The sequence below is a fragment of the Rhodococcus sp. BP-349 genome, from assembly GCF_019835845.1.
Classification (GTDB): Bacteria; Actinomycetota; Actinomycetes; order Mycobacteriales; family Mycobacteriaceae; genus Rhodococcoides.
Window position 1 is genome coordinate 1,141,723 of the sequence record NZ_JABUDR010000001.1, and the last position, 12,020, is coordinate 1,153,742.

A 12,020-nucleotide genomic window follows, 5' to 3' on the forward strand; every position below is an offset into this window, starting at 1 on the left:
CGTACACCTCGGTGTGCGACGGTTTCTTCATGAGTGCACGTCTGATCGTGTCCGTGTCCGGTATCCGCGACGAGACCCGCGACGCCGCCGCCGAGTTCGCCGCGGAGATGGATCGCCGCGACATCGAGCTGTCCCTGCTGGTGGCCCCACGATTGAAGGACAAGTACCGCCTCACGCGCGACGCCGAGACGCAGGAGTGGCTGCGGGCGCGTCGGGACCATGGTGACGCCCTGGTCCTGCACGGGTACGACCAGGCGGCCACCAAGCGGCGTCGAGCCGAGTTCGCGACCCTCCCCGCTCACGAGGCGCAGCTGCGGCTGCGCGCCGCGGACCGGGTCATGGAGGAGATCGGCATGCGTACCCGAGTGTTCGCGCCGCCGCGCTGGGTCGCCTCACCGGGCGCGGTCTCGGCGCTACCCACGGTCGGGTTCCGCGTGTTCGCCGCGCTCGCCGGCATCCAGGACCTCGAGCGGGGCACCACGGTGCGCGGTCGAGTGCACGGCATCGGAGAAGGCTTCGGCACCGGATCCGGCGGTTACGTCTGGGAGCCCGGTTCCACGGAACCGTGGTGGTGCCGCGCGCTCGTCATGGGTGCCGGCCGTACGGCTCGCCGCGGCGGCGTCGTGCGACTGTCGGTGAGCGCCAAGCAGCTCGGCCGTCCGGGTCCTCGTGCCGCCATGCTCGACGCGGTGGACCTGGCGCGCTTCCACGGTGCGACGTCGGCCCGTTACGAGTGGGTTCCGCGTTCACGCACCGCTGTCGCCTGACCCGGCCGCGACCTGCGCGTCGTACAGGTCGTAGGGATCCGCTATCGACATCCCGAGGGCGTCGGACAGGGTCTCCGCCGACCAGCTCGTCCCCTCGACCTCGGTGTTCACGGCGCCGTCCGAGGTGAGGTTCGACCGGAAGATGCCCGCGGCGGATGCCGGCAGGAAGTCCTCGTAGACAACAGGTTCGAGACCGCAGGCTGTTCTCACGTAGTAGGCCAGGCCCCGCTCGGCCAGCTCCTCGTCGGTGGCGGGGAAGTGCCGCGCCCACTCCCGGGCTGCGGCCTCGCCGGACATGCCGTCGACGCGTGCCATCGCGGTGTCGTAGACCTCCCGGCCGCGGCGGGTGAGGGCGACACCCCGTGCCTCCACCTCACCGAAGCGCACGCGGAGCCGATCCGAGAACGTGGCACCGGACGCGTCGCGACAGAGTCGAGGTTCGGCGAGAGCGCGGAACGACGTCTGGCGCAACAGCACCGGCGGTCCGGCCCACCGCGGGGGCCCCTGGATGCGGTCGATCATCTCGATGCCGCGATCGACCATGCGGCGGTACAGGTCGTCGATGTCGAGCACCCGCGGCGTGAGGTGGTTGACGTGTGTCGAGCTCACACCGCCGATGTCCGCGGCCACCGAGGACACGGCCTCGAGTTCGTCGTACCAGGCGCGATCGACAGGATCGGTGCCCAGTTCGAAGACGGCGACGGCGTCGTTCACCAGGGTGGTCGCCTCCGGTTCCGGTGACCCGCCGTCCTCGGCGGCTCGGACCGCGAGGCGCACCAGGTCGGGTGGGACGAGCGTGCGCGCCTCGAGTGCATTGGTGAGTCGCCGCTCCAGATCGGCACTGAAGAACCGGCGGTCGTCGACGACAAGCATGGAGCAGAACACCCGAAACGGGTTGCGGGCGAGTTCGACCGGATCCACGGGCCGGAATGCTGTGGACACCACCGGGATCGGGGTGGCGGCGTCTCGTAGGTCGTAGAAGCCGACGGGGTGCATGCCGAACCCGCCGAACAGTCTCGCCACGTCCCGCATCTCGGCGATGGTCCCGACTCGGATCGCGCCGTGCCGTTCCGCCGTCACGCGGTCGAGGGTGCCGAGGCGCTCGGCCTCGGCACCCTCGCGCGCCACCACGTCCGCGTTCACCGCGGTCGCCACCTCCACCAGCGTGGTGTAGGCCGGGACCTCACGCCCGTACATCGCCGACAGAGCGGCTGCGAAACGAGCGCGGAGATCGGACGCCGGGATCATGCGTCGACGCTATCGCTGTACGACCCGTTCCGGCACCCGGACAGCAACCAGGATGTCGTCGGAGACGTGCGGGGTTCCGGGTGCCGCGTCCACCAGGCGAGGACGTGTCTCGTCGACCGTGACTGTCCACTCGGCCGGGTCGAGGGACTCGGCGACGGAGTGCGGGCTGTGGAAGTCCGCCGGATCGAAGCCGGCCCACCGGTGCCCCGGCGACGGGGTGTGGCCGACCATGAGCAGCGTGCCGCCGGGCGCGACGGTGTCGACGAGGCGCGCGAGGCCTTCCTCCGGGCCGGATCGCAGGATGCCGAAGTAGTGCAGGGTCAGCAGATCCGTGGAGTGCGGCGGCAGCGGGTCGGTCAGCAGGTCCCGGGCCAGCCACGTCACACCGTCGTGCAGTCCGCGTGCTCGCTCGACGGCCACCTCGGAGATGTCGACGCCGGTGACGGTCCAGCCGCGGTCGGCCAACCACACGGCGTCGGCGCCCTCGCCCGATCCGACGTCGACGGCGCGCCCGGGGGAGAGGTGTTCCGCGTACTGGACCAGTGTCGGGTTGGAGTTGCCGCTCCAGCGCTTGTCCGACTCCCGGTACAGCTCGTCCCAGAAGTGTCCGTCCAGGGCCGGTCGGGGGCGCGTTGCCTGGACCGCCTGGTCGAACTCCTCGCTGATCAGGCTCGCGTTCACGTGGGCACCGGCGAGGGCGCCCTGGGCCGTCGCGGCGATCACCGTGGCCGACGGATCCGCGACGTTGCCCGCCGCCCAGATACCCGGAACCGTCGTGGCTCCGAAGGCATCGACCTCGAGGACATCGCCCAGGCCGGTGGCATGCGGCACTGTGGTGAGGCCGAGTGACCCGAGAAGTTCACTGCGGGCGGTGAAGCGCAGTCCCACTGCGAGAGCGTCGACCTCGACCTCACTGCCGTCGGCCAGTCCGAGCGCACGGAGTCGATCGTCGTCGACCAGCACCGCGGTGACCTTCTCCTCGACGATCTCGATGCCGCGCGCGGTGAACTTCTCGCGGTCCTCGTCCGTCAGGGGTCCGCCGTCGGTGAAGAAGGTCAGATTCTCACTCCACTGCCGCCACATCGAGGCGTGATGGACGCTGAACGGCCCGGTGCTCAGGACACCGATGCGGCGATCCTGGATCTCCCACCCGTCGCAGTAGGGGCACTGCACCACATCGCGGCCCCACCGCTCCGCCAGACCGTCGACGGGCGGGAGCAGATCGGTGAGTCCGGTCGTCACCACGATGCGCCGCGCCGAGAAGGTGCGTCCGTCGTGCGCGTTCCGACCGTCCTCCGGACTGCCCGCAGTGGTCGCGGAGAAGTGCCCGACGTGACCGCCGAGTGCGGTGACCGTGGCGTCGACGATGGTCACGTCGTAGCGCTCGAGGTCGGCGCGCCCGTTCTTCAGGTAGTCGAGTGGCGAGGTGTGGTCACGGCCCAGCACCCCGTGCATGTGGGAGGCGGGTGCGTTGCGCGGAGTTCCGTTGTCCAGAACCAGGACTCGCCGGCGGGCACGGCCGAGCATGAGCGCGGCGGACAGTCCGGCGGATCCACCGCCGATGACGATGACGTCGGCGTCGACGTGGTGGTGTGAGGTCATGCGGACACTGTGCACCCGAGTCTGCGGATTTGACAAACAAATTTGCGGAAACTGCAATATGTCGCATGGACGACTTCGACGGAGTGATCAGTGCGATCGGACCGCGCCTGCGCGCTCTCCGGGTCACGGCGGACGTGACTCTCGCGGCGGTGTCCGAACGGACGGGCATCCCGGTGAGCACCCTCTCCCGGCTCGAATCGGGACAACGCAAGCCCAGTCTCGAGCTGTTGCTGCCGTTGGCGAAGGTGTACGACGTCCCGTTGGACGACATCGTCGACGCCCCCGAGACGGGAGATCCGCGGGTGCAGTTCACACCTGTCACGACGAATGGCGTGACTGTCGTTCCGCTGACGCGCCGGGCGGGCGGGTTGCAGGCGTTCAAGCAGATAGTTCCCGGAGACCGCTACGAGGAGAACCCGCGATTGGGGTCCCACGAGGGGTACCACTGGATCTACGTGCTGAACGGGAAGCTTCGACTCATCCTGGGAGACAAGGACTTGGTGCTGGGTCCGGGAGAGGTGGCCGAATTCGACACGCACCTTCCGCACTGGTTCGGTAGCGCCGACCGTCGGCCCGTCGAGTACCTGGGAATCTTCGGACCGCAAGGCGAGCGGATGCATGTGAAGGCGACCTATTCGGGGCGCTGAGGGCCCCCGTGGTGGGGGACGTGCAGGAGGCGGCCGACGACCTCACCCATCAGGTGCGGAGGCACGATGCCCGGCTGGGCGAGTTCCTCGACGGCCAGACCGTTGCTGAGCGCCAGGATGACGAACGTGACCCACTCCGCGGGAACGTGCAGCTCCGCTCCGGAGCTCTCGGTGACGCTGACGACGGCGTCGGTGACCGCCGCACGGACTTGCGCCCGGTGCTCGGCGAAGCGGGCGCCCACCTCCGGATCACGCAGGGCCCTCGACCAGTAGTCCATGAACAGCAGGTGCCAGTCGCGGTTGCTCGAGATCGCCTCCGTGAGGCGGATGCTCAGCACGCGCTGGGCGTCCCGCAGGTCGGAGGGGAGCTCGGCGAGGAGGTCGACCGACATGCGGGCCCTACCGAGCACCTGCCGGTCCATCAACTCGTAGAACAGCCCTTCCTTGGAGCCGAAGTTCGAATAGACCGCGCCCTTGGTGAACCCGGCCTGCTCGGCGATGGCATCGAGGGTGGCGTCGGCGTACCCGCGTCGACCGAACTCTGCCATCGCAGACTCGATGATCCGCTCGCGGACCTCGCTGCGAGGGGGGCGGGTGGTCGGCTCGGTGATGTTCGGGTCGGGGGTACTCACTCGGGAATTGTACCGCTCGATACCGACGGTATCGAAAACGTGGATGTCCGTATACGGTGAGGTCATGGGGATACGAGAGTGCGATGTCGTCGTGGTCGGTGCGGGTCTCGCCGGACTGGTCGCGACCGCGGAACTTGTCGAGGCGGGCAAGCGGGTGATCCTGCTCGATCAGGAGAACGAGGCGAACCTCGGCGGCCAGGCGTTCTGGTCGTTCGGCGGACTGTTCCTGGTGGACAGTCCGGAGCAGCGTCGTCTCGGCGTCAAGGACTCCTACGATCTCGCTCTGCAGGACTGGATGGGATCCGCCGGCTTCGACCGTCCCGAGGACGCGTGGCCGCGCCAGTGGGCCGAGGCCTACGTCGCGTTCGCGGCGGGGGAGAAGCGCTCCTGGCTGCGGGAGCGCGGCTGGAAGATCTTCCCGGTCGTCGGGTGGGCCGAACGCGGCGGCTACGGCCCCACCGGGCACGGCAACTCCGTGCCGCGGTTCCATCTCACCTGGGGAACCGGGCCGGGACTGGTCGAGATCTTCGAACGCATCGTGCGGGACGGTATCGACCGCGGCAGCGTGATCCCCGCCTTCCGGCACCGGGTCGACGAGGTGGTGGTCACCGACGGTGTCGCGACCGGGGTACGCGGCGCCGTCCTCGAGCCGACCGACGTCGCTCGTGGCGTGACCTCCTCCCGCACCGTCGTCGGCGACTTCGAGATCCGGGCCGGCGCGGTACTCGTGACCTCCGGTGGCATCGGCGGCAACTGGGACCTGGTGCAGAAGAACTGGCCGAAGCGCATGGGCCGCACCCCCTCTCACATGCTCTCGGGCGTACCGGCGCACGTCGACGGTCGGATGCTGGAGATCTCGCGTGCCGCAGGCGGGAACATCATCAACGAGGACCGCATGTGGCACTACACCGAGGGCATCACCAACTGGGACTCCGTGTGGCCGAACCACGGCATCCGCATCCTGCCGGGTCCCTCGTCGCTGTGGCTCGACGCGTCGGGTCAGCAGTTACCGGCGCCGCTGTTCCCCGGCTTCGACACGCTCGGCACTCTCGAACACATCGTGTCGACGGGACACGACTACACGTGGTTCCTCCTCGATCAGAAGATCATCGAGAAGGAGTTCGGACTCTCCGGGCAGGAACAGAATCCGGATCTCACTGGCCGCGATCTGCGCAAGCTTCTCGAGCGAGTTCGTCCCGGCGCTCCCGGCCCCGTCGAGGCCTTCAAGCAGAACGGCGTCGACTTCGTCGTCGCCGACACGGTGGCCGAACTGGTCGCCGGCATGAACAAGATCGGTGACGTCGCGCTCGACGCCGCCGACGTGGAGAAGTTGGTCGTCGCGCGAGATCGCGAGATGGACAACGACTTCAGCAAGGACCTTTCCGTCTCGGCGATCCACGCGGCGCGCCATTACCGAGGCGATCGCCTGGCGCGCATCGCCACGCCACACAAGCTGCTCGACGAGACCGGGCGTGCCGCAGCTGGTCCGCTGATCGCCGTCAAGTTGCACCTCCTCACACGGAAGTCGTTGGGCGGGTTGCAGACCGACCTGAACTCCCGGGTGCTCCGAGCCGACGGCACGCCGTTCCCGGGGCTCTACGCGGCCGGCGAGGTGGCCGGCTTCGGTGGCGGCGGCGTGCACGGGTACCGCTCGCTCGAGGGCACGTTCCTCGGGGGGTGCATCTTCTCCGGACGCGCTGCGGGACGAGCCCTGCGGCGCTAGGCGTACTGCAGCGAGGGGGTCATCCCAGCGACCACTGCACGTTCACCGAGACGCTGACGGTCTGCTGTCCCGGCTCGATCGGCACCGCGGACGAGGCCGAACTTCGATCGAAGCTCGGCGCCGACTCCTGGCCGGTGATGTTCTCGGTGATCGACAGGACCTTGCCGAGGTCGCTCCCCGCCAGGGACGCGTACTGCTCGGCTCGGTCGCGAGCATCCGCGAATGCCCGTGACCGAGCGTCGGCGATGAGGTCGGAGTCGTCGTCGATGCGGAAGGACACTCCGGACACCCGCGTCGCATTCCCACCCGCCCGGGTGGCGTCGCCCAGCACCGTCGACGCTCGCGACAGGTCGCGCACGGTCACACCGAGGGTGTTGGACGCCCGGTAGCCGGAGATCGTGGAGGTGCCGCCCCCGAACCCGTCGGCATACTGCGGGTCGATGGACACCTGGCGGGTCTGGATGTCCGCGCGGTCGACGCCGGCAGCGGCGATCGCCTCGGTCACCGCCGTCACCGCGGTGTTCGCCTCGTCGATCGCCGTCGTCACGTCGTCCGCCGTCGTCTCGACACCGATCTGAGCGGTGAGAGTGTCCGGGGTGCCCTGGATCTCGCCGACCCCGGACACGGAGATCCCCGGCGGTGTGTCGGTGGCCGACGCACCGGACTCCCCGGTCCCGCATGCCGCGGTCGCCGCCACGACGGCCAGCAGGGCGGCAGATCCGATGGCCTTCGAGGTACTCCTGGTCCATGTCATCGGGTCAGTGTCCACGACGGTCCGGGAATGTCTAGAGCGACGTTCCCGTCTCCTCCTCGAGGGCGCGGAACTCCGTCCCCTCACCCGCGAGGCCCGACAGCATGCCGTAGTAGATGCCGCGGGCGTCCGGCGCGACGATGGCCTGGTGGATGGGAACGGCCAGTCGCGGAGAGACCGCGCGGAGGAAGTCGATACCCTCGCCGATCTTCATCCACGGGGCCGCTGCCGGAAGTGCCAGCACGTCGATCTCCACGTCGGGAACGAACAGCGAGTCGCCGGGATGCATCAGCTGCCCCGGCTGATCCGGCGTGCCGAGGAGATAGGCGATGTTGTCGATCAGCGGGATGTCCGGGTGGATCGTGGCGTGCGTGCCGCCCGCACCCGTCACCTGCACGCCGCCGATCGAGAAGACGTCGCCCGCGTTCACGGCGGTCCATCTGTTCCCGAGCTGTTCGGCCGTCTGCGGGTCCGCGTACAGCGCCGCGCCGGGGTTGGCCTCGAGGAGCGCCGGCAACCGATCGGTGTCGACATGGTCCGCATGCTGGTGCGTGATCAGGATGGCGTCGAGGCCGGTGATGCCCTCGAACCCGTGCGAGAAGGCGCCGGGGTCGAACAGCACCGTCGATCCCGCCATCGACACCTGAATGCACGAATGTCCGAAGTGAGTCAGCTCCATGGTTCCCAAGTATGCGCCGGATTCGTGGAGTGGTTCGGGACTGGGTAAAGTGCCTGCTGGATCTGCCCTCTTAGCTCAGGAGCTCTCACGTGGCCCGTGTGGTTGTCGACGTCATGCCCAAAGCGGAAATTCTCGACCCCCAGGGGCAGGCCATCGTGGGGGCGCTGCCGCGACTCGGGTTCGCCGGTGTCTCCGACGTCCGTCAGGGCAAGCGGTTCGAGCTCGAGGTCGGCGACGACGTCGACGACGCGACGCTCGACCAGATCGCCGAGACCTTCCTGGCCAACACCGTCATCGAGGAATGGAAAGTGACCCGGCTGTGACTCGCCTCGACAACCGACCGGCCTCCGGCCTGCCCGCCCGGATCGGTGTGATCACCTTCCCCGGCACGCTGGACGACATCGACGCCTCGCGCGCGATCACGCTCGCAGGTGGTGAGGCCGTCAGCCTCTGGCACGGCGACGCGGACCTGAAGGGTGTCGACGCCATCGTCGTCCCCGGCGGTTTCTCGTACGGCGACTACCTGCGCGCCGGCGCCATCGCGCGCTTCGCGCCCGTCATGGGTGCGGTCATCGACGCCGCCAAGGGCGGAATGCCGGTGCTGGGCATCTGCAACGGCTTCCAGGTGCTGTGCGAGGCGGGGCTCCTGCCCGGTGCCCTCACCCGGAACGCGAACCTGCATTTCACATGTCGTGATCAGTGGCTCACGGTGGAGAGCACGTCCTCGGCGTGGTCCTCGCGGTACGAGTCGGGCGCCGAGATCCTCGTGCCACTCAAGTCGGGTGAGGGTCGCTTCCAGGCGTCCGAGGCGGTCCTGGACGAGCTCGAGGGCGAGGGACGCGTCGTGTTCCGCTACTCGGGTGACAACCCCAACGGTTCGCAGCGGTCCATCGCAGGCATCTCGTCCGCCGACGGACGCATCGTGGGACTCATGCCGCACCCCGAGCACGCCACCGAGGCCCTCACGGGCCCCAGCGACGACGGCCTCGGCCTCTTCTACTCCGCGTTGGACGCGATCGTCACGGCCTGACGGTCTCGGACCCGGGGAGACGTCACAGAGAGAATTCGGCGATCTCTGCGTAGTGTCACAGCGATGAATGCTCTCGCTCTGCGATCGCGTTCCCCGGGGGGGATCCGTGCAGCCTCGTTGTGTCTGACGCTCGCCGTGGTGACGGCGCTGCTCTCGCTCGTCGCGTCCGGGCAGTCACCCGCGCGCGCGGACGACGCGACCGCCGAACCGCATGTCACATCGTTCGAGCGCGTCGAGCGCAACCGATGGTCGCTGACCGTCTTCTCGCCCGCGATGGGCCGCGACATCCCACTCGACGTCCTCCGTCCGTCGTCCGGTGGGTCGGCGCCGACGCTGTACCTGCTGAACGGGGCCGGCGGCGGGGAGGACGGCGCGACGTGGGGGGCTCAGACCGACGTGGAGTCCTACTTCGCGGACGAGAACGTCAACGTGGTCGTGCCCGCTCGAGGACTGGGCAGCTACTACACCGACTGGGTCTCCACCGATCCGCTCGTCGGTAAGCCGATGTGGCGTACGTTCCTGACGCGCGAGTTGCCCCCGGTCGTCGACGAGCTGTTGGAGACCACCGGCCGAAACGCCGTGGCAGGTATCTCGATGTCGGCGACCTCGGTTCTCGACCTCGTCGTGTCCGCGCCCGACGTGTACGACGGGGTGGCATCGTTCAGCGGGTGTGCTCGCACCAGCACCATCGAGGGCCAGGCCGCTGTTCGAGGCGTGGTCGCGCTCGCCACCGGCGCCGACGCCACCAATATGTGGGGTCCGTGGGACTCACCGGAATGGATCGCTCGGGATCCGTACGTACGGGCAGAGATGTTGCGTGGCAAGGAGATCTATCTGTCGAGTGGCTCCGGGCTGCCCGGCCCGTTCGACACTCCGGATGCGCCCCGTCCGCCCGGGTCGCCCCCACTGGAACAGCAGCTCGTGGTCGGGGGTGCGATCGAGGCGGCCGCGCGAGGGTGCACCGAGGCCATGGCCGGACGACTGTCGACGCTGGGCATTCCGGCCACGATTCACCTGCCGCCGTACGGAACACACTCGTGGTTGTACTGGCAGGACGAGCTGCATCGGGCGTGGCCGCTGTTGCGTGACGCGCTCGGACGAGATCGTGTTCCTCCCGCGATGCCACGATGACTCCGACGGTGGTCGCCGTGGTGACGGCGTTCGACCCGTCGTCGTCGCTTCTCGACACCTGTGACGCCGTCGCGCCGCAGGTGTCCCGCGTCGTCGTCGTCGACGACGGTTCACCGGGTGACGTCAGCGCACTGCTCGAGGACTGTCGCCGTCGGGGCCATCTCGTGCTCGAGTCGGCGGTGAACTCCGGAATCGCGCACGCCCTCAACCGGGGTGTCGAGGCCGCGCTCCGGGAAGGCGCCGACGCGGTCCTGACTCTCGATCAGGACACCGTGGTGGCGGACGACTACGTGCGACGGGCCGTCGATCATCTGATTCTGGCGAGGTCTCTCGGACTCGACGAGGTCATGCTCTCCACCGCCACCATGAACGGGCTCGTGGCCCCGTTCTGGTTCGCGGAGAAGGGATTGACGCTCGCCTTCGAACCGATCCAGTCCGGGATGGTGGTCACCCGGTCGCTGTTCGACGCGGTCGGTCTCTTCGACGAGGGTCTCTTCATCGATTGTGTCGAGACGGAGTTCTATCTCCGCGCCAGGGCGCACGGGGCGCATGCGCTCGTCGTCCCGGGAACGTCGATGACACACAGCATAGGACGTCCCATGGTGTGGGCACCGCGTTGGCCGGTGCGGCTGGCGCTGCGGCGATCGGCCGGGCGTGTCGAGTTCCACGGTGACGCAGCGTTCCGGCACTACTACATCATGCGAAATCGGTGGATCCTGTACCGGCGGTACGCACGTCGCGAACCACTGTGGTGCGTGGTGTCCGTACTCAAGGACACGCTCGCCCGGGGCGGACTGTTCCTGATGGGTGACCACCGCCTCGCTCGTGTCCATCTCACCCTCAGTGGACTGCGGGCCGGCATGCGCGGCGAGACGGGGAAGATCCCCGACCGTGTCCTGCGGCGCGCGAGACTCGGATGACCGAAGGAGATTCGGTCGGAGTGTCGGTCATCGTGCCGACGCGGAACGCGGTGTCGACCATCGACGATCAACTGGACGCGCTGTCGAGGCAGACGTACGACCGCCCCTTCGAGGTGTTGGTGTGCGACAACGGTTCGGTGGACGGCACGGTCGAGCACGTGTCGTCCAGACCACCGACGGACGCCTACGTCTTGCGGTGCATCGACGCGTCCGCCGTGTCCGGTGCGTCGTACGCACGCAATGCCGGCGCGGCTGTCGCGCGCGGTGACTTCCTGGCCTTCTGCGACGCGGACGATCGGGTCTCGCCGGGGTGGTTGGCGGCGTTGACCGCTGCCGCCCGGCACGCCGACGTCGTGTCCGGAGCTCTGGAGACCGAGACCTTGAACTCGCCTCTGGTCCGCACGTGGCGAAGCGCACCACCGCGCGAGACCCGGCAGGAATGGCCGAAGTTCCTGGCGCTGATGACCGGGGCGAGCTTCGGCGTGACGGCCACGGCCTATCGCGCGGTCGGAGGCTGCGACGAGTCCTACGTCGGCGCGGCGGAGGACACCGATCTCGCTTTTCGTCTCCAACTCGCCGGCTACACCCTCGTTCACGCTCCAGATGCGGTGATCGCCTATCGGTTACGGGGCACCATGCGGGGACTGTGGCGACAGTCGGTGACCTGCGGTCAGGGTGATGCGCGCCTGTTCCACGATTACCGTGCCTACGGCATGCCGCGCCGACACCCGATCACGACCGTCGATGTCATCGCGCTGGTGGTGCTCCGTAACCCGTTGCTGCCGACCTGGATCACGCGACTGGAGCGCGGCCGGTGGGTGTTCTGGGCGGGTAATCTCGTCGGCCGGATACGCGGTAGTCGGTCGCACCGGGTGTTCTACGTGTGAGCA

13 protein-coding genes are annotated in these 12,020 nt (G+C 68.6%); 8 read left to right on the forward strand and 5 right to left on the reverse strand.

Translation table 11 applies throughout. The features are described 5' to 3' along the window. Positions 1–29 precede the first annotated feature (29 nt). Positions 30–767 (forward strand): DUF2334 domain-containing protein, encoded by a 738-nt coding sequence (locus tag HQ325_RS05435; RefSeq protein WP_222627097.1) that lies wholly within the window; start codon positions 30–32, stop codon positions 765–767. On the opposite strand, the gene HQ325_RS05440 is transcribed toward HQ325_RS05435, so the two are convergent. Then, positions 747–2,015: a VOC family protein gene (locus tag HQ325_RS05440; protein ID WP_222627099.1), complete on the reverse strand. Its 1,269-nt coding sequence runs from the start codon at positions 2,013–2,015 to the stop codon at positions 747–749. The genes HQ325_RS05435 and HQ325_RS05440 overlap by 21 nt on opposite strands. Positions 2,016–2,024: 9 nt before the next feature. Next, positions 2,025–3,617 carry a bifunctional NAD(P)/FAD-dependent oxidoreductase/class I SAM-dependent methyltransferase gene (locus HQ325_RS05445; RefSeq protein WP_222627101.1) on the reverse strand — a complete coding sequence of 531 codons (1,593 nt, stop codon included), beginning with the start codon at positions 3,615–3,617 and terminating at the stop codon, positions 2,025–2,027. Positions 3,618–3,682: 65 nt separating this feature from the next. Here HQ325_RS05445 and HQ325_RS05450 point away from each other — a divergent pair, with 65 nt between their 5' ends. Then, positions 3,683–4,264 (forward strand): helix-turn-helix domain-containing protein, encoded by a 582-nt coding sequence (locus HQ325_RS05450; protein WP_222627103.1) that lies wholly within the window; start codon positions 3,683–3,685, stop codon positions 4,262–4,264. Here the strand turns inward: HQ325_RS05450 and HQ325_RS05455 are convergent. Then, positions 4,249–4,896: a TetR/AcrR family transcriptional regulator gene (locus HQ325_RS05455; protein WP_222627105.1), complete on the reverse strand. Its 648-nt coding sequence runs from the start codon at positions 4,894–4,896 to the stop codon at positions 4,249–4,251. The genes HQ325_RS05450 and HQ325_RS05455 overlap by 16 nt on opposite strands. A gap of 43 nt (positions 4,897–4,939) precedes the next feature. On the opposite strand from HQ325_RS05455, the gene HQ325_RS05460 reads away from it, so the two are divergent. After that, positions 4,940–6,619, forward strand: coding sequence for an FAD-binding dehydrogenase (locus HQ325_RS05460; RefSeq protein ID WP_222627107.1), 1,680 nt, complete (start codon positions 4,940–4,942; stop codon positions 6,617–6,619). 19 nt (positions 6,620–6,638) lie between these two features. Here HQ325_RS05460 and HQ325_RS05465 read toward each other — a convergent pair whose 3' ends face one another. Both HQ325_RS05465 and HQ325_RS05470 read right to left on the reverse strand, forming a co-directional pair. Further along, positions 6,639–7,373 carry an SIMPL domain-containing protein gene (locus tag HQ325_RS05465; RefSeq protein ID WP_222627109.1) on the reverse strand — a complete coding sequence of 245 codons (735 nt, stop codon included), beginning with the start codon at positions 7,371–7,373 and terminating at the stop codon, positions 6,639–6,641. 31 nt (positions 7,374–7,404) lie between these two features. Further along, positions 7,405–8,049: an MBL fold metallo-hydrolase gene (locus HQ325_RS05470; RefSeq protein WP_222627111.1), complete on the reverse strand. Its 645-nt coding sequence runs from the start codon at positions 8,047–8,049 to the stop codon at positions 7,405–7,407. 89 nt (positions 8,050–8,138) lie between these two features. On the opposite strand from HQ325_RS05470, the gene purS reads away from it, so the two are divergent. From purS to HQ325_RS22360, 5 genes are all read left to right on the forward strand, one after another. Then, the gene (gene purS / locus HQ325_RS05475) at positions 8,139–8,372 is read left to right on the forward strand and encodes a phosphoribosylformylglycinamidine synthase subunit PurS (protein ID WP_027504302.1); all 234 of its coding nucleotides are present in this window, start codon (positions 8,139–8,141) and stop codon (positions 8,370–8,372) included. Between the two features lie 29 nt (positions 8,373–8,401). Further along, entirely contained in the window at positions 8,402–9,079 is a 678-nt protein-coding gene (gene purQ / locus HQ325_RS05480) for a phosphoribosylformylglycinamidine synthase subunit PurQ (protein ID WP_222628924.1), read from the forward strand. Between the two features lie 63 nt (positions 9,080–9,142). Continuing rightward, positions 9,143–10,210 carry an alpha/beta hydrolase family protein gene (locus HQ325_RS05485; protein WP_222627114.1) on the forward strand — a complete coding sequence of 356 codons (1,068 nt, stop codon included), beginning with the start codon at positions 9,143–9,145 and terminating at the stop codon, positions 10,208–10,210. Then, positions 10,207–11,130, forward strand: coding sequence for a glycosyltransferase (locus HQ325_RS22355; protein WP_261777691.1), 924 nt, complete (start codon positions 10,207–10,209; stop codon positions 11,128–11,130). The genes HQ325_RS05485 and HQ325_RS22355 overlap by 4 nt, the downstream gene beginning before the upstream one ends. Further along, complete coding sequence (locus tag HQ325_RS22360; RefSeq protein ID WP_261777693.1) at positions 11,127–12,017, forward strand: glycosyltransferase family 2 protein; 891 nt, start codon at positions 11,127–11,129, stop codon at positions 12,015–12,017. Before HQ325_RS22355 ends, HQ325_RS22360 begins: the two co-directional genes overlap by 4 nt. Positions 12,018–12,020 lie beyond the last annotated feature (3 nt).